21 protein-coding genes and 1 pseudogene are annotated in these 26,929 nt (G+C 69.3%); 13 read left to right on the forward strand and 9 right to left on the reverse strand.

From position 1 onward, the window contains the following. Both C0R07_RS09225 and C0R07_RS09230 read left to right on the forward strand, forming a co-directional pair. Positions 1-2,058: an FUSC family protein gene (locus C0R07_RS09225; protein WP_102788755.1), complete on the forward strand. Its 2,058-nt coding sequence runs from the start codon at positions 1-3 to the stop codon at positions 2,056-2,058. Between the two features lie 85 nt (positions 2,059-2,143). After that, the gene (locus C0R07_RS09230) at positions 2,144-2,539 is read left to right on the forward strand and encodes a hypothetical protein (protein ID WP_019183988.1); all 396 of its coding nucleotides are present in this window, start codon (positions 2,144-2,146) and stop codon (positions 2,537-2,539) included. Positions 2,540-2,552: 13 nt separating this feature from the next. Here the strand turns inward: C0R07_RS09230 and recD are convergent, their stop codons facing one another. The 3 genes from recD to recC are packed head-to-tail and all read right to left on the reverse strand — an operon-like array spanning position 2,553 to position 11,430. Next, entirely contained in the window at positions 2,553-4,448 is a 1,896-nt protein-coding gene (recD, locus tag C0R07_RS09235) for an exodeoxyribonuclease V subunit alpha (RefSeq protein WP_070474148.1), read from the reverse strand. Next, a complete protein-coding gene (gene recB / locus C0R07_RS09240) occupies positions 4,445-8,086 on the reverse strand; it encodes an exodeoxyribonuclease V subunit beta (protein ID WP_102788756.1) in 3,642 nt (1,213 codons plus the stop codon). The genes recD and recB overlap by 4 nt, the downstream gene beginning before the upstream one ends. Then, a complete protein-coding gene (recC, locus tag C0R07_RS09245; protein WP_102788757.1) occupies positions 8,083-11,430 on the reverse strand; it encodes an exodeoxyribonuclease V subunit gamma in 3,348 nt (1,115 codons plus the stop codon). The genes recB and recC overlap by 4 nt, the downstream gene beginning before the upstream one ends. A 224-nt stretch (positions 11,431-11,654) precedes the next feature. On the opposite strand from recC, the gene C0R07_RS09250 reads away from it, so the two are divergent. The 6 genes from C0R07_RS09250 (at position 11,655) to C0R07_RS09275 (ending at position 15,797) form a co-directional block, all read left to right on the forward strand. Then, positions 11,655-12,443, forward strand: a complete 789-nt coding sequence (locus C0R07_RS09250) for an ABC transporter ATP-binding protein (protein ID WP_102788758.1) — start codon at positions 11,655-11,657, stop codon at positions 12,441-12,443. Further along, a complete protein-coding gene (locus C0R07_RS09255; protein WP_019183993.1) occupies positions 12,443-13,192 on the forward strand; it encodes an MlaE family lipid ABC transporter permease subunit in 750 nt (249 codons plus the stop codon). The genes C0R07_RS09250 and C0R07_RS09255 overlap by 1 nt, the downstream gene beginning before the upstream one ends. A 117-nt stretch (positions 13,193-13,309) precedes the next feature. Then, complete coding sequence (gene mlaD, locus C0R07_RS09260; RefSeq protein ID WP_019183994.1) at positions 13,310-13,837, forward strand: outer membrane lipid asymmetry maintenance protein MlaD; 528 nt, start codon at positions 13,310-13,312, stop codon at positions 13,835-13,837. Further along, positions 13,834-14,496, forward strand: coding sequence for an MlaC/ttg2D family ABC transporter substrate-binding protein (locus C0R07_RS09265; RefSeq protein WP_019183995.1), 663 nt, complete (start codon positions 13,834-13,836; stop codon positions 14,494-14,496). The genes mlaD and C0R07_RS09265 overlap by 4 nt, the downstream gene beginning before the upstream one ends. Further along, positions 14,486-14,797: an STAS domain-containing protein gene (locus tag C0R07_RS09270; protein ID WP_019183996.1), complete on the forward strand. Its 312-nt coding sequence runs from the start codon at positions 14,486-14,488 to the stop codon at positions 14,795-14,797. The genes C0R07_RS09265 and C0R07_RS09270 overlap by 11 nt, the downstream gene beginning before the upstream one ends. 1 nt (position 14,798) lies before the next feature. Continuing rightward, a complete protein-coding gene (locus C0R07_RS09275) occupies positions 14,799-15,797 on the forward strand; it encodes an MlaA family lipoprotein (protein ID WP_070474156.1) in 999 nt (332 codons plus the stop codon). A gap of 56 nt (positions 15,798-15,853) precedes the next feature. Here the strand turns inward: C0R07_RS09275 and C0R07_RS09280 are convergent, their stop codons facing one another. From C0R07_RS09280 to C0R07_RS09295, 4 genes are all read right to left on the reverse strand, one after another. Beyond that, positions 15,854-16,414: a glutathione peroxidase gene (locus C0R07_RS09280; protein WP_070474157.1), complete on the reverse strand. Its 561-nt coding sequence runs from the start codon at positions 16,412-16,414 to the stop codon at positions 15,854-15,856. A 56-nt stretch (positions 16,415-16,470) separates the two neighbouring features. Continuing rightward, a complete protein-coding gene (locus C0R07_RS09285) occupies positions 16,471-16,839 on the reverse strand; it encodes a hypothetical protein (RefSeq protein ID WP_070474159.1) in 369 nt (122 codons plus the stop codon). Between the two features lie 86 nt (positions 16,840-16,925). Beyond that, positions 16,926-18,509 (reverse strand): DNA recombination protein RmuC, encoded by a 1,584-nt coding sequence (gene rmuC, locus C0R07_RS09290; RefSeq protein ID WP_070474161.1) that lies wholly within the window; start codon positions 18,507-18,509, stop codon positions 16,926-16,928. Positions 18,510-18,546: 37 nt separating this feature from the next. After that, positions 18,547-19,554 (reverse strand): zinc-binding alcohol dehydrogenase family protein, encoded by a 1,008-nt coding sequence (locus C0R07_RS09295; protein WP_102788759.1) that lies wholly within the window; start codon positions 19,552-19,554, stop codon positions 18,547-18,549. A 90-nt stretch (positions 19,555-19,644) separates the two neighbouring features. On the opposite strand from C0R07_RS09295, the pseudogene C0R07_RS09300 reads away from it, so the two are divergent. The 3 genes and pseudogenes from C0R07_RS09300 to C0R07_RS09310 form a co-directional block, all read left to right on the forward strand. After that, positions 19,645-20,612: pseudogene (locus C0R07_RS09300) on the forward strand (LysR family transcriptional regulator); the annotation flags it as partial. A gap of 16 nt (positions 20,613-20,628) precedes the next feature. Beyond that, positions 20,629-21,255 carry a leucine efflux protein LeuE gene (leuE, locus tag C0R07_RS09305; protein WP_102788761.1) on the forward strand — a complete coding sequence of 209 codons (627 nt, stop codon included), beginning with the start codon at positions 20,629-20,631 and terminating at the stop codon, positions 21,253-21,255. 185 nt (positions 21,256-21,440) lie between these two features. Next, the gene (locus C0R07_RS09310; protein WP_102788762.1) at positions 21,441-21,842 is read left to right on the forward strand and encodes a hypothetical protein; all 402 of its coding nucleotides are present in this window, start codon (positions 21,441-21,443) and stop codon (positions 21,840-21,842) included. On the opposite strand, the gene C0R07_RS09315 is transcribed toward C0R07_RS09310, so the two are convergent. Next, positions 21,808-22,707, reverse strand: a complete 900-nt coding sequence (locus C0R07_RS09315; RefSeq protein ID WP_102788763.1) for a LysR family transcriptional regulator — start codon at positions 22,705-22,707, stop codon at positions 21,808-21,810. The two genes, C0R07_RS09310 and C0R07_RS09315, sit on opposite strands and share 35 nt — an antisense overlap. 100 nt (positions 22,708-22,807) lie before the next feature. Here C0R07_RS09315 and C0R07_RS09320 point away from each other — a divergent pair, with 100 nt between their 5' ends. Both C0R07_RS09320 and C0R07_RS09325 read left to right on the forward strand, forming a co-directional pair. Then, positions 22,808-23,803: an aldo/keto reductase gene (locus tag C0R07_RS09320; protein WP_102788764.1), complete on the forward strand. Its 996-nt coding sequence runs from the start codon at positions 22,808-22,810 to the stop codon at positions 23,801-23,803. A gap of 236 nt (positions 23,804-24,039) precedes the next feature. Then, positions 24,040-25,452, forward strand: coding sequence for an amino acid permease (locus C0R07_RS09325; RefSeq protein WP_019184038.1), 1,413 nt, complete (start codon positions 24,040-24,042; stop codon positions 25,450-25,452). 130 nt (positions 25,453-25,582) lie between these two features. On the opposite strand, the gene C0R07_RS09330 is transcribed toward C0R07_RS09325, so the two are convergent. Then, positions 25,583-26,833, reverse strand: coding sequence for a dipeptidase (locus C0R07_RS09330; RefSeq protein WP_070474176.1), 1,251 nt, complete (start codon positions 26,831-26,833; stop codon positions 25,583-25,585). Between the last annotated feature and the right edge of the window lie 96 nt (positions 26,834-26,929).

Genomic DNA, 26,929 nt, shown 5'->3' on the forward strand with positions numbered 1-26,929 from the left:
ATGCTGCTGCTGGACAGACAGGCCTGGTTGTTCTCGGTCAAGACCTTCCTGGCGGCGCTGGCAGCGCTTTACATCGGGCTGGCCGGCAATCTCTCGCGCCCGTACTGGGCGATGGCCACGGTCTACATCGTGACCCAGCCGATGCTGGGCCCGACCCGCGCCAAGGGGGCCTACCGCATCCTCGGCACGCTGATCGCCGGCGCGGCCACGCTGTGGATGCTGCCGCACCTGGTGGAAACCCCGCTGCTGCTGAGCGCGGCGATGTCGCTGTGGCTGTCCTCCTGCCTGTTCATCGCCCTGCTCAACCGAGGCCCGCGCGGCTACGCGTTCCTGCTGGCCGGTTACACCACCGCCTTCATCGGCTTCCCGGCGGTGACCTCGCCGGACACCATCTTCGACACCGTGGTGGCGCGCAGCGAGGAGATCATCCTCGGCACCGTGGTGGCGGTACTGTTCGCCTCGCTGTTCTTCCCCGCCTCGGTGCGGCCGATGCTGCGCGCGCGGATCGGCGGCTGGATGGCCGATGCCGCCGACTGGTGCCGGCAGATCCTCTCGCGCGGTCACGCGCATGGACCGCGCAACCGCCTGGCGGCCGATCTGGTCCAGTTCGAAGCGCTGATCGAGTTCATGCGTCGCGACGACCCGCGCCACGCCGGGGCGGCGGTCTCGATGGAGCGCCTGCGCGAACGCATGCTGCTGATGCTGCCGGTGCTGTCCTCGATCGCCGACCGGCTCGGTGCGCTGCGCGCGGGTGGCCGCGCGCTGCCACCGGGGCTGGAGCCCTTGATCGCCGATCTGGCGCAGTGGCTTGAGCAGCCCGGCCGCTCCAGTGCCAGCGCCTACGCCACGCTGCGCGCGCGCATCGTCGCGCTAAAGCCGGCGGTGGATGGCGAGCTGGATCACCTGCTGCTGGTCACCCTGCTGCTGCGCCTGGAAGAGCTGGTCGATCTCTGGCAGGACTGCACCACCCTGCACGCCGCCATCGACGCCGGCACCGCGCCGAGCGATACCGCGCACTACCGCGTGCGCACCCAGCGCGTGGACCACGTGCGCCATGTGGACTACGGCATGGCGCTGTTCTCCGCGGCCAGTGCCGGTGTCGCCCTGATGACCTACTGCGTGCTGTGGATCGGGCTGGGCTGGGAAGGCGGTGGCAACGGCGCGATGATGGCCGCGGTGGCCGCCGCGTTCTTCGCCGCGCAGGATGATCCCGCACCGAGCATGCTGTCCTTCCTGCTCTGGGCCATCGTGGCCAGCCTGGTGGCCGGCGTGTACCTGTTCGGGATCTTCCCGGCCGTGCACGACTTCGGCAGCCTGGTGCTGGTGCTGGCGGTGATCTTCCTGCCACTGGGCCTGCTGCTGCATCGGCCCAAGACCGCGTTGATCGGCTTGCCGCTGACGGTGAACCTGGTGGCGCTGCTGAACGTGCAGAACACCTACAGCGCCAACATCCAGAGCTTCATCAACTCCGCCGTGGCGATGTTCATCGGCATCGGCTTTGCGGTGGTGATGACCCGGCTGTTCCGCTCGGTGGGTGCCGAGTGGACCGCGCGCCGGCTGGTGCGCCAGGGCTGGACCACGCTGGCCGATGCGGCCGAGGGCCGCGGCCAGCAGGATCGTCAGCAGTTCGCCGCGCGCATGCTGGATCTGCTCGGCCTGCTCGCACCACGCCTGGCAGCCGCGCCGGAAGGCAGCGACATCGCCTCGGTGGACATGCTCACCGAGGCGCGCATCGGCCTGAACATCCTGCAGCTGCGCCGCTCCCGGCACGGCCTGCCGCCGGCCAGCGTGGCCGCGATCGAGGCCATCCTGGACGACATCGCCGCGTACTACCGCGCGCAGGCGGCCAAACGCCGCCCCCTGCCGGCACCGCCCGGGCTTCAGGCACGGCTGGAGGCCTCGCTCAAGCGCGTGCAGACCGTGGAGGCGGGCAAGGCCCGCGACGAGGCCCTGATGGGGTTGATCGGGCTGCGCTATGCGCTGTTCCCCGAGGCACCGGTCGTCGAGGCCGCCGCCGACCCCGCCGCGGCAACACCGGGCCTGCCGGCGCGGCGCTGAACCGGCCCCGGCGCGCGCCGGCCGGTCCGCGCCGATCAGGGCTATCCTGACGCATGCATTTGCGCATGGATCAAGGTGATTCCCGATGAGTTACGACCTGATGGTGTTCGACCCCGCCGTCGCCCCGCGCGAGGCCGAGGCCTTCCTGCAGTGGTACGACGCGCAGACCGAGTGGAACGAGACGCACGACTACGACGACCCGGCCGTGTCGGTGCCGGCGCTGCAGGCGTTCTTCGCCGCGCTCGCCGAGCATTACCCGCCGATGGATGGCCCGCTGTCCGATGAGGAAGACGACCGCCCGGAAGTGACCGACTACAGCATCGGCCAGCACGTGGTCTACGCCTCGTTCGATGACGAGGTGGCCGAGAACGCGCACGGCCTGGTGCAGGTGCTGGCCAACACCCACCAGCTGGGCTTCTTCGATGTCAGCGGTGACGGCGCCATCGTGTTCCCCGATGGCACCGTGGTGATTCCGGAGTAAGACCGGACCGGGGCTAGAACAACTGCCCTTGGGCCGGCGCCGTCACGACGGCGTCGGCCACTGCGTTCCCCTCGCCGCCCTGCAGGCGAGCAGCCAGACCCGACAGCCGGCTGGCGTGCCGCGCCAATGCGGCCTCCAGCACCTCCGCACTGCCGAGCACATGCAGCGCCTGCCGCGCGCGGGTCATGCCGGTATAGATCAGCTCGCGCGACAGCACGCGATTGTCGCGTCGCGGCAGCTGCAACCAGACCTCATCGAACTCCGAGCCCTGTGCCTTGTGCACGGTCATCGCGAACGCGCTTTCGTGCGCCGGCAATGCACCCGGGTGGAAGCCACGTGGTTGATCCGGCGTTTCGCCCGGGAACCACGCGGTCACGCTGCCGTGGCGATCGATCAGGCAGATGCCGATGTCGCCGTTGAACAGGCGGTGCCGGTAGCTGTTCTCGGTGATCAGGAGCAGCCGGCCGTGGAAGTAACCCGGCGCCATGCCCGGCCGCGGCACACCGGCCAGCAGCGCTTCGATGCGGGCATTGAGCCCGCGCGCGCCCTGTGGGCCTTCGCGCACGGCGGTGAGCAGGCGGATGCGGCCGGCATTGGCCAGCGCAACGCCGGGATCGGCGGCTTCGCCGAGGCCGCGCCAATGCCCGAGCAGCTGCTCGCGGTGATGCTGCAGCGGATCGCTCTGGTCTTCGTGGAAGTGCACACCGGCCAGCGTGCCCGTCCTCAGCAGTGCCAGCGCGGTGGCGCTGTTGCCGTCGCGCACGGCATGCGCCAGCGGTGCCAGATCGAGCGCGTCGGTCTGCCGGTAGCCCCGCTGCAGCTGCACGCGCCGGCCGGCGAACCGGCGTGGCGGTGCCAGCGGTTGCAACGCATCGGCAGCAAGCAGCACGCGCAGCGCCTGGGCATCGTCAGCCTGGGTACCCAGGCCATCGCCGCTGGCACGCAGGATCGCGCTGAGCACATCGCCGGCTTCCACCGAGGGCAGCTGGTCCGGATCCCCAAGCAGCACCAGCCGGGTGCCATCGGCCACCGCCTCGACCAGCTTGGTCATCAGTGGCAGGTCGATCATCGAGGCCTCGTCCACCACCACCACGTCGTACGGCAGCGGGTTGTCGGCGTGATGGCGGAAGCGTGGCGAATCCGGGATCACCCCGAGCAGGCGATGCAGGGTGGTGCCGGTGCTCGGCATCGCGTCGCACAGCGCCGGTGCGATGCCCACCAGGCGCAGCCGCTGCACGGCAAGGCGCAGGCTCTCGGCCATGCGCTCGGCGGCGCGGCCGGTGGGCGCGGCGAGCGCGACCCGTGGCAATGCCTGGTCGGCCTGCACCGCCTGTGCGGCAAGCAGCACCAGCAGCCGCGCGATGGTAGTGGTCTTGCCGGTGCCGGGGCCGCCGGTCACCAGCACCAGTGGATGGCGCAGCGCGACGGCCGCGGCGCGGGCCTGGTGATCGACCCCATCGTGGGCCTGCGGGAACAGTTGGCCGAACAGCGTGGCCAGGGTGCCGGGATCGGCGTCGGGCAGCGGATGCGTGGCGATGCGCTGCAGGCCCTCGGCAAGCCGACGTTCGTATTCGCGGTAGCGACGCAGATAGAGCAGGCCGTTCTCCAGCACCAGCGGTGCATCGCCAGCGACCACGTCCTCCGCGCCGGGTACCTCCACCCACGGCGACGCCCGCAGCTGCGCCAACCACGCCTCGGGTGCCGGCCAGTCGACATCGACCTCGATCAGGCGCTGCGGCTGGGTCGGATCCAGGCCGGCGTGTCCTTCCGAGACCGCCAGCGAGGCCAGTGCGGCACCGACCAGCACCGCGTCGGGCGTGTCAGGGCGCAACCTGCGCAGGCTCTGCGCCAGCGCATGGTCGAGCGTGCGAAGCACGTTGCCACGGTAGAGCGTGGTGAGCAGGCTCATGCCTCCCCCCGTGCGCGCGCGGCCATGCGTGCCTGGGCGTGTTCGCCCCCGGCGAACAGGGCATCCAGGGCATCGACCAGGGCCGGATCGAAGCGATGCGCATACAGGCCCGGGCTGTCGTCGCGGCGGGCATCCAGGCCGCGGCAGAACAGATAGCGGATACCGCCCATGTCGCGCGCATAGTCGTACTGCGCGCCCAGCCGGAAGCGCAGCCAGCGGTGCAACGCGACGGTGTAGATCAGCGCCTGCAGGTCGTATTCGCTGTGCTGCATGGCGCTGGCCAGCCGGGCCGCGTCGTAGCCGGGCAGGCGATTGGATTTGTAGTCGAGCACGTACCAGCGGTCCGCACGCACGTAGGTGAGATCGATCTTGCCCGTCATCAGCCCCTCCAGCCGCCGGCGGGTGCCGAAGCCATGGCGGTCAGGCACCAGCCCGTGCGCGTGCAGCAGGCTCAGCAGCGCTGGAACGGCGGTCGGCTGCATCGCGAAGTGGAATTCGATCTCGGCACGGCGTGCATCGGCCGGCAGGTCGTGCAGTGCGCCGCCTTCCGGCAGGGGCACGGTCAGGGTCTGGCCGACCAGCCCGGTCAGCATGGCCACGCCATCGTCCAGGTCTTCCTCGGCATAGCCTTCCGCGCGCAGCGAGGCGCGCAGGACCTCGGCTTCCTCGCCGGGTGCGGTCTCGCCGGCCTGCCAGCCGCCCCACTGCGCGAAGTCGGTGTTTTCCAGCGCATCGTGCAGCACGTTGCCGAAGCGGCTGCCCATGAAGCGCGGGTCGCTCTCTTCGCTGGCCACGGCCGGTTGTTCTGCTTCCAGGGTGAGGTCCACGCCGGCCGGCTCATCGGCTGCGGGTGCCGGCACTTCGGTCGCGGCCGCATCGGTGTCGTGGCCCGCGTCGGCATGCGCCAGCTGGGTGAAGCTGTACACCCACCAGTCGTGCGGCACGCGGCGGGTCAGCGCGCGGACCGGTGGCAGTTCGCCGTCGCGCTCGAAGGCGAGCTGCGCCGGGCGGGGTTCCACCGGGCCCTCGATCACGGCGATGTCCGGATGCGCACGCAGCGCTTCCAGGTCCGACAGCATCGGTGCCAGGCGGGTCTTCGCCAGCCCGGCCAGATCACCGGCGGCGATCCACAGGGCGTGCTCGGCCCGGGTCAGCCCGACGTATAGCAGGCGCGCGTCTTCGGCGTCCTGTTCCTGGGTCCTGCGCGTGCTGGCCGCATTCCAGCTGTCGTCCTTGTCCAGTTTCCAGTGCAGCTCGCGGCGGCCGTTGGCGTACACCGTGCAGTTGGCCTCGGTGTTCGGTGCGCCCCCCCCGATGCCGACGAACGGCAGGAATACCAGCGGATACTCCAGCCCCTTGCTCTTGTGCAGGGTGATGATCTGCACGCGGCGCGCATCCGATTCCAGGCGCAGCAGCTGCTGTTCGTCGTTCTGGTCGGCATGCGCCATCTGCACCTGCAGCCAGTCGAGCAGGCCGTGCATGCCCAGCGTCTGCCCGGCCGCCTGCTGCAGCAGTTCACCCAGCTGCAGGTAGTTGGTCAGGCGGCGCTCGCCATCCAGCAGGCCCAGCAGGCGCTCGGCGTGTTCGGCGCAGAGATCGGCGATCACCGCGAACGGGCCGCCGCGCTGCCAGCGCTCACGCCATTCCAGCAGCCGCACCTGGAAGGAGCGCTGCGCATCGCCTTCGCGCTCCAGCGCATCGATCGCCTCGGCATCTTCGCCGAGCAGCACGGTCGACAGTGCGGCGCGCAGCCGCCCTTCGTCGGCCGGCTGCAGCAGCGCCAGCAGCAACAGGCGCAGGTCGTGCGCTTCGGGCGTGGCATACAGGCTCTGCTTGCCCGCAGCGACGGCGGGAATGCCTACCGCACCGAGCGCCTGCTGGATGCGCGTGGCCTCCTTGTGCGAGCGCACCAGCACCGCGATGTCGCCGGGTTGCACCGGCACGTCGCGCAGCAGCGCGCGCCCTTGCCGGGCTTCGCTGAGGATCTGGTGGATCGCGGCCACACAGGCATCACTGGCCTGCTGCCGCGAGGGATCGGCCTTGAGGTCGCCGCCCTCGGTGTTGTGCAGCACGCGCACGGTCAGGCCAGGTGCGGGGAGACCGTCGCGCAGGAAATCCGCATCCATCCGGGTGCTGCCGGGGTGCACCGGTTCGAAGGCGATGTCGGCTTCGAGGAAGGCGCGCTCACCGGCGTTGGCGTACAGCGCTTCGATCGCGTGCAGCACCGCCGGACGCGAGCGGAAATTGCGGTCCAGCGCGGGCGCGGCATCGGCCTGGCGCTTGGCCTTGAGATAGGTGTGGATATCGCCGCCGCGGAAGCCGTAGATCGCCTGCTTGGGGTCGCCGATCAGGAACAGCGCCGGTGCCAGGCCCGCGTCCCGGGTCTCCTCCGAGTCGCCAAACACACGCTGGAAAATGCCCCACTGGCGGTCATCGGTATCCTGGAACTCATCCACCAGCGCGATCGCATACTGCGCGCGCAGCTGCTGCACCAGGGTGGCGCGGTGCGGGCCTTCCAGGGCATCGGCAACGCCATCGATCAGGTCATCGTAGGTCTGCACGCGGCCGATCCGCTTGAGCTCGGCCAGCCGCGCACGCGCTTCGTCGCGCAGATCATGCAGGAAGGCGGTGGCCTGCTGGCGCAGCCACTGCTCGCGCGCATCGGCGGCATGCCACCAGGCCTGCAACGCATCGAACAGCGGCGACGCCGGGCACTGGCCTTCCATGCCGTCCTTGCAGAAGGCCAGCAGCTGCACCGGCAGCAGTTTGCCCAGGTGGCTCTTGTCGCCACGCGGCCAGTGCTGCGCGCTGCGGCCGGCCAACAGCTCGCCGAAGGCCTTGTCGAAACTCGGCCGTTTCGCACGACGGCCATCGAAGATCTTGCGGTCGAAGGCCACGGCGATCTGCGCCTGGGCGTCTTCGACGTGCGTCTGGATCGCCTCTGCCAACGCAGCCGCGGTGAGCCGCAGTTGCGGGGCGGGATCGTCGAAGGTACGCGCGGCCCGCGCTGGCAGCAGCGGCAACGGCTTGATCAGCGTGGACAGATCGCCTGCCAGCGCCTCGGGCGAGGACCACAGCCAGGTCAGCGCATCGACCGTGGCCGGGTCGTTGGCATGCACGCGCCACAGGTCGGCGGCCAGTTCTTCGTGCAGCTCGCGTTCGCTTGGCAGCAGGGTCGGCGGATCGAAGGTGTGCCCGCTCTCCAGCGCATGTTCGCGCAGTACCCGGGTGCAAAAGCCGTGGATCGTGAAGATCGAGGCGAGGTCGATTTCATCAGCGGCGGTCTGCAGCCGGCGCGCAAGCGCGGCGGGTGTCTCTTCACCGAGGGCGAGCTGGCGTTGCAGGATCACCCGGGTCAACGCGACATCGGGAGTGTCCTGATCGGTCGGCACCCGCTCGACCAGCTGTGCGGCCAGGGCCAGCCGTTCGCGGATGCGCTTGCGCAGTTCCTGCGTCGCGGCATCGGTGAAGGTGACGGCCAGGATCTGGCCGATGCGCCAGCCCTTCTCCACCACCAGCCGGGTGAACAGCGTGGCCAGGGTGAAGGTCTTGCCGGTGCCGGCGCTGGCCTCGATCAGGCGCACGCCGTCCAGCGGCAGCGCCAGGTAGGGATCGTTGAGCAGGTCGTGGTCGGTCATCGCAGGGCTCCTTGCTCGTCAAAGCCCGGGAACACCCGGCCTTCGCGCACCGCGGTGAACACCACGAAGCTGTTGTGCAGCAGTTGCCGGTAACTGTCGGCACTGGCGAAGGGGTCGTGGCCGCGCAGCGCGAGCTGGTAGCCGGCGCCGGTGGACTCGCCCCAGGTGCGGTCGCTGCCGTGCCACTTGGCGCGGCCCTCGGCCTCGCGCCTGGCCTCGGCGGCGGTGTAAAGCACCCAGCCGGTGGACGGGCCGTACAGCAGCGGCGCGCGCAGCCCTTCGCTGCGCAGCTGCAGCAGGCGACGCAGCACCTGCTGCGCGCGCTCGGCGCCCAGCGGCGGCAGCGTGTGCGGACCCAGCCCGTCATCGCCTGCCTCGTGGAACTGCACCAGGGGCAAGACATCACCGGCGGCATTGGCCAGCAGCCAGTCCAGGCCCTGGCGGATCGCGGCACGACCGTTGAGCGGACCCGGGCGCAGGCGCACCAACCCGTGCGGATGTACTCCGTCCACGCGGCCGTGCAGGCGAGCCCCGTCGATATCCACTTCGTAGCGGCGGCTGTCGGCCGTAGTACCGGCCTGCCACTGGGCCAGCGCCTGCGCGTAAGGCTCGGTCTGGGCCTGCAGCAGCGCGAACTGCCGTTCGCCCAGGGCGCCGGAGGGCAGCAGCGCCCGCGCACGCAGCCGTGGGTACAGCGGCGTGTCGTCCTGCCCAAGGGTGGCCTCGATCACGGCCTGCTGCAGCAGCACCGTGTCACCGCCGCGCGCGGCCATCACCAGCGGCTCGACGTCGTCGCCGTTGTCCACGTCATCGGGCAGGCGCAGGCCGAGCCGTTGCGAGAGGAACTGGCTGGCCGGATCGGTGAGGAAACGACGCAGCGCATCCACGCTCAGTTCCGGCTCGGCAGCGCTGCTCTCCATCGGCGGCAGCGGCGTGGCGAACCACGGCGCCAGCGCGCGACGTGCACCGCCGAGCGAGCCGGCGGCGGGGTGCCATTGGCGGCGATAGCTGAAACGCCGTGGCTCCTCGCCCCCGCCGAACGCGGCCGGAGCGAACGGCTGCAGTGAATGGCGCACGGTCATCCTGCGCGCCGCCGCCGGGGGATCCAGGTGGTACTCGGCCGCGGCATCGATCAGCTCGCTGACCAGCACCGAGGGTTCGCGCACGCTGCCATCGCGCGGATCGGCGCCCAGATAACTCAGGTAGAACACGTCCTCCGCCGAGGCGAACAGCTGCAGGAACAGGAAGCGATCATCCTCGCGCAGCGAGCGGTCGCCATGCCGGCGCTTGTCGGTGCCCAGCTCGGCGGTGAGCTGGTTGAGGCCGGCTGCCGGATCGCGGCGCGGGAAGTCGCCATCGTTCAGGCCAAGCACGCAGATCACCCGGAACGGCAGCAGGCGCATCGGCACCATCCGGCCGAAGCTGACGCCACCGGTCAACAGCGGTGCACGCGTATCGGCCTGGGCGAGCACGCCGGCGAAATGGGCGCGCAGCACCTCCGGTGGCACGTCGCCTTCAAACCCGGCGGTCTCCGCATCGCGGGCGAACTCGTTGATCAGTTTGCGCAGGCGCTCCAGCGCGCGCTGGCTGCTGGCCGCCTGCGGCGGTTCGGGCAGCAGCGCATCGAGCAGGGCCAGCAGGCGCTGCCGCCACTGCCCGGGCGACATGGCCTCACCGAGCGCCCGCTGGTAGCGCGCCAGCACGCGCAGCAGGCCGAGCAGGCGGTCCAGCGCGTCCAGCGCACTGCCTTCCAGCTCCGGCCATGGCGCGACCCCGGCGATATCGCCGTCGCTGCCGCTGGCGTGGCCAAGCAGCAGGCGATCCAGCGCGAACTGCCAGGTAAACGCATCGTCCACCGGGGCCTTATGCTGGCCGCGATGGGCCGCATCCAGCCCCCAGCGCGCGCCGGCGGCCTGCAGCCAGTCGTGCAGGCGGTCGAACACCACGGCATCGAGGCCGGCGGCGTCCGCCAACGGTGCACTGGCGAGCAGATCGAGCACTTCGTTCAATCCGAAGCGCGAGACCGGCAGCCCGAGCAGGTGCACGAACACATCGGCCAACGGCTCGCCGGCCAGCGGGCTGGTATCGGCCAGCGCATAGGGAATGTGGTCATCGCCGCCGCTGCGGCCGCCGAACACCGCTTCCAGGTATGGCACGTAGGGATCGATGTCCGGTGCCAGCACCGCGATGTCGCGCGCCTGCAGCGGCGGATCGAAGCGCGGATCCTGCAGCAGGCCGCGCAGCTGGTCATGCAGCACCTGCAGTTCGCGCAGGCGGGTGTGGCAGGCATGCACCTGCAGGCTGGGGTCGTCGTAGCGCAGCCCCTCGCGCAGCTCCCCCGCCGGCTGCCCGCGGCGGTGGAACAGATCGCGCTGCAGGCGGTGCAGCAGGCTGTCGGACAGCCCGCCGTCGGCCATGTCCGGGCGCGCATCCTCTTCGGGATCGTCGTACGCGGCGATCTCACCGGAGGGGTGCACGACCTCGTAGCTGCCCAGCACCGCCATGAAATCGCGACCCGCCGCGCCCCAGGCCTGCAGCAGGCGGTTCTCGCCCGCCGCCTCCCCGAACGGATCGGGCGCGCCGCTGCGCAGCTTCTCGCCCAGGGTCTGCAGATCGCCCCAATAGGCCTGGGTCGGCGTGGGCAGATAGAAGTGCATCGTGCCGACCCGCGCCTGGGTGGCCAGCACCCGCAGCACGTCCGGGGAGATGTTGAGGGTGGCGAAGGCGAACACGCGCGTCGGCAGGCCCTGCGGCAACGGCTGCCCGGCACCCTCGAAGCGGGCCAGGTAGGCATCGATGCGGCGCGCACGGTACTGCTCGCCGCCGGCGATGCGCCGCCACAGGATCGCCTGCGGGTCGTTCGGCGCTGCGCCCGCGTCCCAGCGCAGCAGCCAATCGCGACGCCACGCCTGGTACTTCTCGAACACCGAGGCCAGCTCGGCCGCCAGCGCCCATGGCTTGAGCGGATCGGCCGCCGACAGATACGCCTGCAGCGCCGCCATCGGCGGCTGCGCCATCAACACCGGGTCGCGCAGGGCGGCATACAACCGCCAGCGCAGCCCCTCGGCATTGAGATCGTCATGTTCCCCGGGCACGTTGGCATTGAGGGCGCGGGCGACCAGCTCACCCGGCGTGAGGAACGCGAGGTTGGCGGCAATGCCATACTCGGCCGCCAGGGTCGATTGCAGCCAGCGGCGCATCGCCACCTGCGGGATCAGCACCACCTCCGGCACCAGGATGGATTGGCCCGGCACCGGCGTGCGCAGCGTCGTGGCCAGCAGCGCGGCCAGCACATCGAGCGAGTTGGAGTGGTACAGGCGAAAGTCTGAAGCAGCGTCGGTCATCGCAGGAGTGTGCCGTAGCCGACGCACGAACGCAGCGCTGCTGGCGGTGCGGACGAGGAAAAGGCGCGGGCCACCACCGGCCCGACACGCTGTGTTGCAGGTGACGGCATGCCCGCCGCGGCACTGCCCTCACCCGCCCGTGCGACAATACTGCACGGTCCAGTTCGGTTATGTTCAGCCGTTCACCACGATCTTACAACGTTGGAATTTTGTTAATGGCGCCCATGACGGTTTCCGAAGAGAGTCTGGTGCAGTTATCCAACGTCCGCATCGACCGCGGCGGACGTACGATCCTGCGCGACGTTTCGCTGACCGTTCCGCGCGGCAGCATCACCGCCGTGCTTGGCCCGTCGGGCAGTGGCAAGTCCACGCTGCTGGCGGCGCTGACCGGTGAGCTGCGCCCGGTGGCCGGCGAGGTCACCCTGTTCGGCCAGCCCATTCCGACGGGCGCACGCGCGCTGTTGGAGATGCGCAAGAGCGTGGGCGTGCTGCTGCAGGGCAATGGCCTGCTGACCGACCTGACCGTCGCCGAGAACGTGGCCCTGCCACTGCGCACCCATACCCGCCTGCCGAAGCCCGTATTGCGCCGCCTGGTGCATATGAAGCTGCACGCAGTGGGCCTGCTGGCCGCTGCCGATGCCTGGCCGCGCGAGCTGTCCGGCGGCATGGCGCGGCGTGTGGCCCTGGCCCGTGCGCTTGCGCTCGACCCGCCGCTGATGATCTACGACGAGCCGCTGACCGGGCTGGACCCGATCGCCTCGGGCGTGATCATGAGCCTGATCCAGCGCCTCAACCACAGCCTGGGGCTGACCAGCATCATCGTCAGCCACCACGTGCACGAGACCCTGCCGATCTGCGACCAGGTGATCGCCATCGCCAACGGCGGCATCGTATTCCAGGGCAGCCCGGCCGCACTTGAATCCAGCCAGGACCCGCTGCTGCGGCAGTTCCTGCATGGTGAGCCGGACGGCCCGATCCCCTTCGATGCCGCACCACGTGCGAGGGTTGCCTGATGCCGTTCGTTGACGCTACCCGCTCGCTCGGTCGCGCCGGCCTGTTCTCGCTGACGGTACTGCGCGGCTCGCTGCCGACCGCCGATTTCCTTGCCGAGCTGACCCGCGAAATCTACAAGATCGGCGCACGTTCGCTGCCGATCATTGCCGTAGGCGGCGCGTTCGTGGGCCTGGTGCTGACCCTGCAGGGCTACCGCACGCTCACCACCTTCGGCGCCGCCGATGCGTTGTCCACGCTGCTTGGCCTCTCGCTGTACCGCGAACTGGCCCCGGTGCTGACCGCACTGCTGTTCATCGGCCGCGCCGGCAGCTCGATCGCCGCCGAACTGGGCCTGATGCGCGCCACCGACCAGATCAAGGCGCTGGAGCTGATGGCCATCGACCCGGTGGCCAAGGTCGTCGCCCCGCGCTTCTGGGCGGCGGTGCTGACCGTGCCGCTGCTGACCGGCATCTTCTGCTCGCTGGCGATCAGTGCCAGCTACTTCGAGGCCGTGCATGTGCTCGGCCTGGACAACGGCGTGTTCTGGTCGGCGCTGAGCAACAGCGTGGACTTCTGGGACGACTTCGGTGTGGCGATGCTGAAGTCGGCGATCTTCGGCGGCACCGCGGCCCTGGTCGCTTCCTATGTCGGCTTCCATGCCGAACCCACGATCGAAGGCACGTCGGTCGCCACCACGCGCGCGGTGGTCAACGCCTCGCTGCTGGTGCTGGTCTTCAACTTCGTGCTGTCCGCCATGATGTTCCAGTAGGTACCGACCGTTGGTCGGTACGGCCGTTGTCCCTGGCCAGCACCCCCGCTTCAGTACGCAAAGACTTCCCGCCCGGACACCTGTCCAGGCACCTGACAAAGAACAGTGAGATATCCCATGGCCATCCGCGGTCCCAGACTCGAATTTTCCGTCGGCGCGTTCCTGCTGCTGGCGCTGGCCTCGCTGCTGGTGCTGGCCGTGGCCTCCACCAATCAACGGTGGGGCACCGGCGGCAGCGGCTACGAACTCAAGGCGCGCTTCACCCAGATCGGCCAGCTGCGCAAGCAGGCGCCGGTCAAGATCGGCGGCGTGACCATCGGCCAGGTCTCGGGCATCGAACTGGATCCCCAGAAGTTCGACTCGATCGTGACCCTCAAGCTGGACGGCAAGTTCAAGGATCTGCCGGCCGACACCTCGGCCGGCATATTCACCAGCGGTTTGCTCGGCGAGAGCTATATCGGTCTGCAGCCGGGCGGTGACCCGGATGTGCTCAAGTCCGGCGACGAGATCGTCTTCACCCAGCCGGCGGTGGACCTGCTCCAGCTGGTCGGCAAGTACATGTTCAGCGGTCCGGCCAATACCGGTGGCGCTGACTCCCACGATGGCAACGGCGCGCCTGCGCCTGCAACGGAACCGCAACCATGAAAAAGACCCTGATCCCGGCGCTGCTGGCCTCGGCCCTGCTCGCCGCCACGCCCTCGCTCTCCTTCGCCCAGGCCGCTCCCGCTGCCGCTGCCGCCCAGCAGGGCCAGGCCAGCAAGGCGGTGATGGACGCCAGCACCCGCATCCTGACCTCGCTGCAGCAGCGCCGCACCGAGTTCCGGGCCAACCCGGCCGTGCTGCGTGACTTCATCAACAGCGAGCTCAACAAGACCTTCGACCGCGACTACGCCGCCCGCCTGGTGCTGGGCGTGCACGGCCGCGGCGCCTCCGATGCCGACGTCAAGCTGTTCGCCGATGCGATGGCCGACAACCTGATGCAGCGCTACGGTTCGGCCCTGCTCGAGATCCAGGGCAAGCCGACCTTCCGCCTGAAGAGCGAGTCGCCGCTGCCGGGCAACCGCGGCGTGCGCGTGTCCACCGAGCTGATCCGCGCCGGCAACGAGCCGACCCCGGTCGACTACCTGATGCGCAACGTCAACGGCCAGTGGAAGATCTTCGATGTGATGATCGAAGGCATTTCCTACGTGCAGACCTTCAAGACCCAGTTCGACGCCCCGCTGCGCCAGAAGTCGATCCAGCAGGTCGCCACCGAACTGCGCAACGGCAGCATGCAGGCCGGGCAGGCCCCGCGTGGCAAGTAACAGCGCCAGCGTGCAGCGCAACGGTGCCTCGCTGGTGTTCAGTGGGGTGCTCGACCGCGCGGCGGTGACGGCCCTGTGGCCCTCGCTGGCCGCGCTGGACGGCGTGCAGCAGTTGGATCTGGCGGCGGTGAGCAAGCTGGACAGTGCCGGCCTGGCCCTGCTGGCCGAGCTGGCCGCACGCCTGCGTGCAAACGGGACCGCGCCGACGATCATCGGCAGCCCGGACGGTTTCACCGACCTCAGTGCCGCCTACCGGCTGGCACCCACCCTGGATTTCCATGCCCTTTCTGCGGCGAGCTGACATGAACGTCATACGCACCCTCCCCCTCCTCGTGCTGGCGCTGGCCCTGAGCGCCTGTGCCGGCAAACCCGCACGCGACAGCGCACCGGTCAGCGTCGAGGTCGCCCCTGCGGCGGCACCGGTGGCCGATGTGGCCGACACGCCCGTGGTACCGGCCGACGCCGTCGCCGACAGCACGGCCCCGGCCGCGCAGGCCGGTACCGACCCGGCGGCGGAACCGGCCACGGCCGGCACCGCGCCGACCAACGCCGAGGACGACTTCGCTGCGTTGTACGGCGGGCCCGCCCCGAGCGCGGATGGCACCGAGCCCAGCGGCACCCCGTACGATCCGTGGGAACCGTTCAACCGCAAGGTGCACAGCTTCAACAACGTGGTCGACCGTGCGGTCGCACGCCCGCTGGCGGTGGCCTACACCAATGTGGTGCCGCGCTTCGCCCGCACCGGCGTGAGCAACTTCTTCAGCAACCTGCGCGCACCGGTGACGATCACCAACCAGCTGCTGCAGGGCCGTCCGGACGATGCCTGGGACAGCCTGGGCCGCTTCCTGATGAACTCCACGCTGGGTATCGGCGGGCTGTTCGATCCGGCCAGCAAGGCCATGGTGCCGCGTCGCAAGGAAGACTTCGGTCAGACCCTGGGCACGTGGGGCTGGCGCCGTTCGCGCTACGTGGAGCTGCCGTTCTTCGGCCCGCGTACCGTGCGCGATGTGTTCGGCCTGGCCGGCGACATGCCGCTCTCGCCGATCCGCACGATCGAAGAGGACAAGATCCGCATCGGCCTGCAGGGCCTGCAGCTGGTGGACATGCGTTCGCAGCTGCTGGCGGTCGATGACATGCGCGACAACGCCGTGGACGAGTATTCGCTCGTGCGCGATGCATGGCTGCAGCGCCGCAACTACCAGATCGAGAACGACCTGCGTGGCAAGCATGCGCGCGGCAAGGACGATCCGGACGCCCCGATTCCGGTCGATGCGATGCCGATGCCGAACTGGGGTAACTGATCCCCCACGAGAAAGCCCCGCCGAAGCGGGGCTTTTTTTGTTCCCGCGTCAGCCGATCAGGCCGCCAGCGCGGCGTCGATCGCGGCCACCAGACGGGTATCGTCGGCCGGCACGTCCGGGGCGAAGCGCGCGATGACCTGGCCGTCGCGGCCGATCAGGAACTTCTCGAAGTTCCACAGCACGCCCGGGGCGGCATTGACCACCAGCTCGGGGTACTTGGCCACGGCGCCCTGCAGCTTTTCGCGCATCGGGCCTTCGCCGGTGGCGGTCGGCTGCGCGGCGGTCAGCTGCTGGTACAGCGGATGGGTGTCCTCACCGGCCACGCTGATCTTGGCGAACATCGGGAAGCTGACGTTGTACTCGAGCTGGCAGAACTGCTGGATGTCCGCTTCGCTGCCCGGTTCCTGGGCCAGGAAGTTGTTGGCGGGGAAGCCCAGCACTTCCAGGCCGGCGGCCTGCTTGTCGGCGTACAGCGCCTGCAGACCTTCGTACTGCGGGGTCAGGCCGCACTTGGAGGCGACATTGACCACCAGCAGCACCTTGCCGCGGTAATCGGCCAGCGAGGTCGGCTGACCTTCGATGGTGGTGACGGGGATGTCGTAGACGGTCTGGCTCACGGCAGGTTCCTTGCGTTGGATCAGGGGAGGCACAGCATAGCCGTGCCGCGGGAAGCTCAGTCGACGCAGATCGTGCCCAGTGCCACGCCGCCATCGATGCGCTGGCGGCAGCCGAAGTTCTGGCTGACATCACGCTGGCAGACGCCGCGCGCGGCCGTTCCCGGCGCGACATCGCTCGTGGCCAGGCATTGGCCGCTGCAGTCGGCCTTGGCGCTGCAGACCTTGCCGGCATCGGCGTAGGGCACCACGCACTGCACGCGCTGCAGGCGACCCAGCGGCTGCAGACTGCCACCGGCGGCGGTGCATGCGGCAGCGCTCGGTGTGGCGGAGGTGGTCGCCGCGGTGTCGGCAGGGGTATCGACAGGTGGCGTACTGCTGCACCCGGCCAGGGCGAGCAGGAGGGACAGCATCAGGGTCAGGCGCATCGGCGTTCCTTGGAAGGCGGAAGAGAGACAGGGCAGAGCGTGTGCCGCGCAGCATGCGTGATCGCCTGCATGCATGGCGTCGGCGCTCACTCCTGCGCGGCGCTGGTCTCGTCGCCGGCCACGTCCTCGTCCTCGCCGCTCATGTCGCCGAGCAGGTCCTGGGTCTGTTCGCTGCCCAGCGTTTCCACGCTGCGCAGGCGGCGCTCGATGGTGCGCGTCTTGCGGCTGGCTTCACCGAGGCTGCGGCCGACGGTGGTGATCTGCTTCTCGGCTTTTTCCAGGATGCCGGCGAACTTGCCGAACTCACTTTTGACCGCACCGAGCAGGCCCCACACTTCGCTGGAGCGCTGTTCGATGGCCAGCGTGCGGAAGCCCATCTGCAGGCTGTTGAGCAGCGCGGTGACGGTGGTCGGGCCGGCCACCACCACGCGGTGGTCGCGCTGCAGCAGGTCGATCAGGCCGGGGCGGCGGATCACTTCGGCGTACAGGCTTTCGGTCGGCAGGAACATCACCGCGAAATCAGTGGTGTGCGGCGGGGCGATGTACTTGTCGCAGATCGATTTGGCCTGGATGCGGATCGCGCGCTCCAGCTGCGCGCCCTGCACGCGCACCCCCTCGACATCGCCCTGTTCCTGCGCATCGAGCAGGCGTTCGTAATCCTCGCGCGGGAACTTGGAATCGATCGGCAGCCACACCGGCGTGTCTTCGTGGCCACGACCCGGAAGGCGCACCGCGATGTCCACGATCTCGTTGCTGTCCGGGCGCACTTTGACGCCGCGCGCGTACTGCTCCTGGGTGAGCGTCTGCTCGAGGATGTTGTCCAGCTGCACTTCGCCCCAGCTGCCGCGGTTCTTGACGTTGGTCAGCACGCGCTTGAGGTCGCCCACGCCGGTGGCCAGCTGCTGCATCTCGCCAAGCCCGCGCTGGACCTGCTCCAGCCGCTCGGAGACCAGCTGGAACGAAGCACCCAGGCGGGTTTCCAAGGTGGTCTGCAGCTTCTCGTCCACGGTCACGCGCATCTGGTCGAGCTTCTCGGCGTTGTCGCTCTGCAGGCTCTTGAGCTGCTGCTCGAGCGTGGCGCGCATCTCGCCGATACGCTGCTCGTTGCGCTGGGTCATTTCCTGCAGGCGCAGGCCCAGCGATTCACCCAGGCGCTGCTGCGACTGCCCGGTTTCCTCGCGGCCCAGGCGCGCGTCTTCGGCCAGGGCCTGGCGCAGCGCGGCCATGTGGCTGTCGGTGCGCGTGGTCAGGTCCACCAGCTGCTGGCCGAACGCTTCAATGCGCGCCTGCTGCTGTTGCCCGAATGCTTCCAGCTGCGCACGCACTTCCTGCATGCGCAGTGCCAGCAGGTCGCCGGTGCGCTGCTGGCTGAGCGTGCTTTCCTCGCGGGCCTTGCGCGCGTCTTCACCGAGCGCATCGCGCAGCAGGTCCAGGCGCTGGTCGGTGCGGGTGGAGAGATCGGTCAGCGCGCGCGCGAAACTCTCCAGCCGGGCATCCTGCTGGCGGCCCAGGCCTTCGAGCTGCTCACGCAGTTCGCTGCGGCCGACCCGCGCTTCCTCGCGCAGGGTCTGTTCGAGGCCGCCGTTGCCGGAACGCCGCAGCAGCGCGAGCAGCTGCAGCACGAGGACGGCACACACCAGGCCGCCGAGAATGAGGAATTCGGTTTGCATGCGCCAAGTGTAGGCCGCGGCGGTCTCATTGGCTGCGTCAGAACCCTTCGAGCACGAGCTTGCCGCGCGCGCGGTGGCTCTCGATCAGGGCGTGCGCCTGACGCAGGTTGGCGGCGTTGATGCGGCCGTAGTGTTCGCCCAGCGTGGTGCGCAGCACGCCCGCGTCGATCAGCGCGGCGACGCGCTCGAGCAGCTCGTGCTGGCGCTGCACATCGGGGGTGTTGAAGCTGGAGCGGGTGAACATCGATTCCCAGTGCAGGGACAGGCTCTTGCGCTTGAGCGCCATCACATCGAGCTGGCCGGGATCGTCGATCAGCGCCAGCTGGCCCTGCGGCGCGAGCACCGCGACGATCTGGTCGTAGTGCTGGTCGGTATGGGTCAGGCTGGCCACGTGGCTGACCTCGGCGATGCCCAAGCGCTGCAGGCCTTCGCTCAGCGGCTGGGTGTGGTCGATCACGTGGTGCGCGCCCAGCGCGTAGACCCAGTCCTGGGTATCCGGGCGCGAGGCGGTGCCGATCACGGTCAGGCGGGTCAGCTGGCGAGCCAACTGGACCAGGATCGAGCCGACGCCACCGGCGGCACCGATCACCAGCAGGGTCTGCCCTTCGCCGCCGTTTTCCGCGATGCGCAGGCGATCGAACAGCAGCTCCCAGGCCGTGATCGCGGTCAGCGGCAACGCCGCGGCGGCGGCGTCATCCAGGCTGGCCGGCTTGTGGCCGACGATGCGCTCGTCCACCAGCTGGTACTCGGCATTGCTGCCGGCGCGGCCGATCGCGCCCGCATAGAAGACCGCGTCGCCGGGCTGGAACAGGGTCACCGCGTCGCCCACCGCATCCACGATGCCGACCGCGTCGAAGCCCAGTACGCGCGGCTCGGTGACCGCCACGCCGGTGCGGACCTTGGTATCGACCGGGTTCACCGAGATCGCGCGGACCTCGACCCGCAGATCGCGCGGGCCGGGGGTGGGAATCGGCAGGGTGATGTCCACCAGCGCGGCGGGGTCGCTGATCGGCAGGCCATGCTGGGTATAGGCGACGGCTTTCATCGGGGGAGATCCAGTGGGGAAGGCGGACAGCGTGCGCTTCACGGCGGGGTGGAGAAAGGCGCAAAATCGGGCAGCACTTTCACTGCAGGAATGAAAATGATCCGGTTCGACGACCTCGCCCTGTTCGTCCGCACCGCCGCGCTGGGCAGCTTTTCCAACGCCGCACGCGAGGCGGATCTGCTGCCCGGCCAGGTTGCTGCGGCGGTGGCGCGGCTGGAACGCGAGCTGGACCTGCGCCTGTTCGTGCGCTCCACCCGCAGCCTGCGCCTGACCGCCGAGGGCGCGCTGTATCTGCCCTACACGCAGGAGGTGCTGGCCGCGCTGCGCGAGGGCGAGGCCCGGGTGCGTGGCGAGGATGCCGAGCTGCGCGGCACGCTGCAGGTGGCGGCGCCATCGGACCTGGGCCGCAACCTGCTGCTGCCGTGGCTGACCGAGTTCCGCGCCGCGCACCCGAAGCTGCAGCTGCGCCTGCAGTTGTCCGACCAGGTGGCCGATGTGTTCCGCGATCCGGTCGACATCGCCTTCCGCCTGGGCCGCTTCGACAACGCCAGCTATGTCGCCCTGCCCCTGCTGCCCGGCAATCGGCGGGTGCTGGCCGCCTCACCGGACTACCTGGCCCGGCACGGCACGCCGGACAGCCTGGACGCGTTGAAGGAGCACCACTGCCTGCTCTACCAGCTGGCCGGGCGTGCGTATGACCGCTGGAGCTTCGAGGCCGATGGCCGCCGCACGGTGATCCCGGTGCGCGGCAACATGGTCTGCGACGATGCCGACGTGGTCCGGCGGTGGGCGGTGGCGGGGGAAGGCATCGTGTTCAAGTCGTGGCTGGATATCTGCGCCGATGTGCAGGCCGGGCGCCTGCAGGTGCTGCTGGACGGGGCCGGCGACAGCCTGCCGTTGAACCTGGTGTGCCCGCACCGCAAGCAGTTCTCCCCGGCGATCCGCCAGCTGCATGCGATGTTCGAACAACGGCTGCAGCCCCTGCTGGCCGGCTTGCCGGACGGCGCGCGCTGACGCTATCGCCCGGGGCGCAGCTGCCGGACAATGCCTCTCCCCCGTTGTCGAGTCGCCGCCATGCCGTGGATGGGCATCCAGGATCTGTGGACCTTTGTTGCTGCCGTGCTGGTGTTCTTGGCCCTGCCGGGCCCGGGCACGTTCACCCTGCTCACCGCCACCGGCCGCGGCGGCGTGCGTGGCGGTTACACGGCGTTGTTCGGCCTGCTGCTGGGCGATCAAATCCTGATGTGGCTGGCGGTGGCCGGTGTGGCTGCATTGCTCAAGGCGAACCCGCTGGTGTTCCACGCGGTGCAGTACCTGGGCGCGGCCTACCTGGTATGGATCGGCATCGGCCTGCTGCGCCAGCCGCGCGCCCAGGGCGAGGAAGGCGGGATCCGCCTCACGCCGGGCCACTACTTCCGCCAGGCGGTGCTGATCAACCTGCTCAACCCGAAGGCGATCATCTTCTACATGGCTTTCCTGCCGCTGTTCATCGATCCAGCACGCCACCAGGGCGTGGTGACGTTCGCGACCATGGCACTGATCATCTTCGTCATGGGGCTGGCGTACTGCTCGGTGCTGATCGGGGTGGGCAACCTGCTGCGCCGTCGGATTCTCCAGCACCCGCGTGTCGGGCTTTGGCTGAGGCGCGTGGCGGGGGTGTTCCTGGTCGGGTTCGGTGTGCGGCTGGGCGTGAGCGGCTGAGCCCTTGCACGCAAGCGTGGTGCACGACGACAGCGCGCGTCGCGTTCGGCCGCGGATAGGCAGCATCATCGCGACGCTCGGTTTTCATTCAAACATTGAGATTCCCCTGCGTACCGGCGAGGTGTCCAATCGGCGCCATCGTCCAACGTCGCCTCACCGGCGCGTGCGCAACACTGCGGGGACCCATGCCGCCACCTGTCTACTTCGTGCAGCACCTGAGCGGTCATGACGAGCGCCTGCTCGGCATGCACACCCGGCGCATCGATCTGGCCCATCCCGCCGTGACCCGCATCGTCGCGGGGCTTCAGCCGCTGGACCGGATCGATCTGCGTACGTGCCTGTTCGACTGCCACGCCAGCCTGGTGCTTGGGCTGCGCCATCGCATCGCCGAGGCCGAAGCGGCGGCGCAGGGCTGGCGTCTGTTCGATGCCGACGGCGTGTTGTGCTGCAAGCGCTTCCCCGGGGATGCGCAGGTGATCTATCCACAGGGCCATCCACCGCAGGCAGACTGGGCACGCGCCCTGCTGCCCGGCACCGGCCCAGCCGCGCGCATCAGCGCCGCATCGCCTCACGCAGGTGGTCGATGAACACCCGCAGCTTGGGCGCCATCTGCTCACGTGCCGGGTAGTAAAGGTGGAAACCGGCGAACGGCTGCTGCCAGTCCTGCAGCACGCACTGCAGCCGGCCGGCCGCCACATCGCCGGCGTACAGCGCCTCGAATCCCTGGGCCAGGCCAATGCCCCGGGTGACGGCGGCATGGATCAGCCCGGCGTCGTTGAACACCAGCCGGCCCGCCACCTCGACCTCGAAATCGCGACCCTCGCCGGTGAACTCCCACGCCATCCGCCGGCCGGTGCTGAGCCGGTGCACGATGCACTCGTGCGCGACCAGGTCGGCCGGGGTCGCGGGCACGCCGTGCGTGGCCAGATAGTCCGGCGTGGCCACTACCACCTGGCGTTCCAGCGGCCCGATCGGCACCGCGATCATGCCGCGGGCCAGGCTTTCGCCCAAGCGGATGCCCGCGTCGAAGCCGCCGGCGACCAGATCGGTCAGCGCGGTTTCCACGAACAGCTCCACCTCGATCTGTGGATAACGCGCCAGGAAGCCGGGCAGGTGCGGCAGCACCAGCAGTTCGGCAGCGATCCGCGGCACGTTGATGCGCAGCTTGCCGGCGGGGACATCGCGCACCTGGTCCAGGTCGTCGAACGCGGCGTCGATCCGGGCCAGGCCCTCGCGTACCTGCGCCAGGAAGCGTGCGCCCTGCTCGGTCAGGCCGACCCGGCGCGTGGTCCGGTGCAGCAGCCGCACGCCAAGGTGGGCCTCCAGCGCGCGCACCGTCTGCGAGAGCGCCGAGGGCGATACGCCCAGCTCGTCGGCGGCCCGGGTGAAGCTGGCATGGTGCGCGACGCGGGCGAAGGCAACCACGGCGGGCAGGGGATGCTGAGCGCTCATTGTGAAGGATTGCTTCAAAGATGATGCAGGAGCGGCCAGTTTATCCACATAGTCCGCAGGAGGATGCTGGTCCTGTTCCTTCCCTTCCCCGGAGTACTTCATGCAGACCCGCACCCTTGGCCGTGATGGCCCCACCGTTTCCGCGCTCGGCCTGGGCTGCATGGGCATGAGCGCCTTCTATGGCGGCCGCGGCAGCGATGCCGACGCGATCGCGGTCATCCACCGCGCGCTGGAACGCGGCGTCACCCTGCTCGACACCGCCGACATGTACGGCCCGCACACCAACGAGGTGCTGGTCGGCAAGGCGATCGCCGGCCGCCGCGACCAGGTGTTCCTCGCCACCAAGTTCGGGATCAGGCTGGAGCCGAGCGACACCGCCGCGCGCAGCGTCGATGGCCGCCCCGAGTACGTGATCGCCGCCTGCGAGGCCAGCCTGCAGCGGCTGGGCGTGGACCACATCGACCTGTACTACCAGCACCGCGTGGACGGCACGGTGCCGATCGAGGACACCGTGGGGGCGATGGCGCGGCTGGTCGAACAGGGCAAGGTGCGCTTCCTCGGCCTCTCCGAAGCCTCGGCAAGCACGATCCGCCGCGCCCATGCGGTGCATCCGATCACCGCGGTGCAGACCGAGTACTCGCTGTGGTCGCGCGATCCGGAAGACAACGGTGTGCTGGCGACGGTGCGCGAGCTCGGCATCGGCTTCGTGCCCTACTCGCCGCTGGGCCGTGGCTTCCTGACCGGCGCGATCCGCAGCCCGGCCGATTTCGACGCCGATGACTACCGCCGCCAATCGCCGCGTTTCCAGGGCGAGAACTTCGACCGCAACCTGGCGCTGGTCGACGCGGTCACCGCGATGGCCAAGACCCAGGGCGTGAGCCCCGGGCAGCTGGCCCTGGCCTGGGTGCTGGCGCAGGGCGAAGACCTGGTGCCGATCCCGGGTACCAAGCGCCTGGCGTATCTGGACGAGAACCTGGGCGCGCTGCAGGTGCAGCTCAGCGCCGACGAGCTGGCCCGCATCGACGCCCTCTTCCGGGCCAATGCCGCCGCCGGCCCGCGCTATGCTCCCGCGGCGATGGCGACATTGAACCGCTGAGATCCACCGGCCAGCAGCGTGCGCGGCAGCCAGACCGCGTTCGGCGACGACATCCGGTGCCGTGACCGGTACCGGATGTCACAGGGATGAGTGCCCGGACTTTGTGCTGGTTTCGTCACCTTCGCCCCAGTCATGGCGACCGTGCGGCTGCTTACGACGCTTGGCAGTAGTAATGCTGCGCCGCGTTCGGTAAAACTCGCAGACTTGTCGTTCACAGTCATCCACCGCGAGGCCCCATGTCATTGCTCCGGCGCAAGTCCCTAGACACTGTCACCGTCCATGAAGCCGGCAGGCAACTGATCCCGACCCTGAGTTGGCCGCACCTGATCGCGCTGGGCATCGGCGCCATCGTCGGCACCGGCATCTACACCCTGATCGGTGTCGGCGCGAACCTGGCCGGGCCGGCGGTGTTGATCTCGTTTGCCATCGCCGGCGCGGTCTGCGCCTGCGCGGCGCTGTCCTATGCCGAACTGGCCACGATGATGCCGGCCGCCGGCAGCGCCTACACCTACAGCTATACCGCGCTCGGCGAGATGGTGGCCTGGGTGGTGGGCTGGAGCCTGATCCTGGAGTACTCGCTGGTGGTCAGCACGGTGGCGGTGGGGTGGTCCGGCTACGCGGTCGGCTTCCTGCACGGCTGGGGCATCGACCTGCCCTTGATGCTCACCGCCGGCCCGCACGTGGAAGGCGGTTTCATCAACCTGCCGGCCGTGCTGATCACCTTCCTGGTGGCCGGCATGCTGATGGCCGGGACCAAGGAGAGTGCGACGCTCAACGCGGTGCTGGTGGTGGTCAAGATCATCGCGCTGACCGTGTTCGTGGCGATCGCCCTGCCGCACTTCGATACCGGCCACATGGAGCCGTTCATGCCGTTCGGCTTCGTCAAGTCGCTGGGCGCCGATGGCGTCGAGCGCGGAGTGATGGCGGCCGCGGCGATCATCTTCTTCGCGTTCTACGGCTTCGATGCGATCTCCACCGCGGCCGAAGAAACCAAGAAACCCGAGCGCGACCTGGCGATCGGCATCATCGGCTCGATGGTCGGCTGCACCATCATCTACGTGCTGGTGGCGCTGGCCGCCGTGGGTGCGATGAGCTACACGATCTTCGGCCAGAGCGCCGAGCCGCTGGCACTAATCCTGCGCGAGCTGGGCAGCCCGGGCGCGGCCAAGTGGATCGGCGCGGCGGCGGTGATCGCCCTGCCGACAGTGCTGCTGGCCTTCCTGTATGGCCAGAGCCGCATCTTCTTCGTCATGTCGCGCGATGGCCTGCTGCCGCGTGGCCTGTCCAAGGTCAGCGCGCGCACCGGCACCCCGATCGCGACCACGCTGTTCACCGCGGTGCTGGTGGCCGCGCTGGCCGGTGTGGCACGCCTGGATGAAATCGCCGCACTGGCCAACGCCGGCACGCTGGCCGCGTTCACCGCGGTGGGCCTGTGCCTGGTGGTGCTGCGCAAGCGCGAGCCCAACCGCGTGCGCAAGTTCCGCACGCCGCTGGCCTACGTGGTCGGCCCGCTGGCGGTGATCGGCTGCGTGTACCTGTTCTTCAGCCTGCCGAGCACCACGCAGTTGTACTTCCTGGCGTGGAACGTCGTGGGCCTGATCGCCTACTTCGCCTATGGCCGCCGCAATGCGGTGCTGGGCAAGGGCTGAGCTATCGCGCCGGCCACCGGGCCGGCGATGAGATGACCGGGTGTGAAAAAGGCAGGCCCAAGGCCTGCCTTTTTCGTTGTTGGCAGCGGTGACGACGCCCTGCCGGGCAGCGCGCGACGCGCCACTGGCCTCAGGGTTTCGCGGCCGCGGCCTTGGCGGCATGATCGTGCGCCTGCTGCATGACGCGCAGCAGGTTGCCGCCCCAGATGCCGGCGATCTGCTGCTCGGTGTAACCCTTGCGCAGCAGCCACGCAGTGATCTTGGGCAACTGGCTTACGTCCTGGAGATCGGCCAGGCCACCGCCGCCATCCCAGTCCAGGCCGATGCCTGCGTGTTCGGGGCCGACCACCTTGAGGATGTGCTCGAAGTGGGCGAAGAAATCGTCCAGCGTGGCCTTGCGCAGCGGGATGCGCTGGTCGATCTCCTCCAGCCCCTTCTTCAGCGCGACCCCCTGCTGGATGCTCATCCCGTCGTAATCGGTGCCGAGCTGCGCCATCAGCGCCGTCTCGGCCGCTTTGCGCGCCTCGCTTTTGCCGGTGTCGATCAGGTAACCGCCATAGGCGTTGACCTGGATCACGCCGCCGGCCTTGGCCAGCCGCTTCAGGCGCGCATCGTCGAGGTTGCGCGGATGGTTGTAGATCGCCTTGGCCGAGCTGTGCGAGAGCACGAACGGCACTGGCATGCGCTCGATCAGATCATCGAACACCGCATCGGAGGCATGCGATTGATCGATCACGATCCCCAGACGCACCGCTTCATCCACCAGCGCCTTGCCGGCCGGGCTCAGGCCCTTCCATTCGGCGCCCTTGGGATCGGTGGCCGAATCGGCGAACTCGTTGTTGGCGAAGTGCACGGTGCTGAGCAGGCGCAGGCCGGCCAGGTGGTAGTAGCTGAGCAGCGTGGGATCGTCGACCAGCGGGCTGGCGTTCTCCATGCTGATGTAGACCACGCGCTTGCCGGCGGCCTTGATGCGCGCGGCATCGGCGGCGGTCAGCGCGAGCTGGAAGGTATCCGGATGCGCGGCGAGCATCTCGCGGATTTCCGTCAGCCGCAGCAGGCCGGCATCGCGGTCGTGCTGGTGCGCCTGCGCACTGCGGTCGCCCTGGTCGGTGTAGATGGCCCAGAAACCGCCATCCAGCGCGCCTTCCACCATGCGCGGGTAATCCACTTGCGACAGCGCGTTGTGGTCGTGCCGCTGGGTGATGTCGAAGCCGTCACGGTGGAAGTTGGCCGGTGTATCGAGGTGGCTGTCCAGGGTCAGCAGCCGCTGCTGCAGCGTGGACGCCCTGGCCAGTTCCTGCGGGGTGAATTCGATCGCGTGGGCGGCCAGTGGCGTGCACAACGCCAGCGAAACCAGCAAAGACAGACTGCGCAACGTCATGACGCCTCACCTTGGTTGTAGAGCCACGCCATGCGTGGCTGGGCTTGATCTGGCCCGCGAAGCCACGCATGGCGTGGCTCTACGGTCCCGGGTTCA

Origin of the sequence: Stenotrophomonas bentonitica (assembly GCF_002887735.1) — a bacterium.
In the GTDB taxonomy this organism is placed as follows: Bacteria; Pseudomonadota; Gammaproteobacteria; order Xanthomonadales; family Xanthomonadaceae; genus Stenotrophomonas; species Stenotrophomonas bentonitica_A.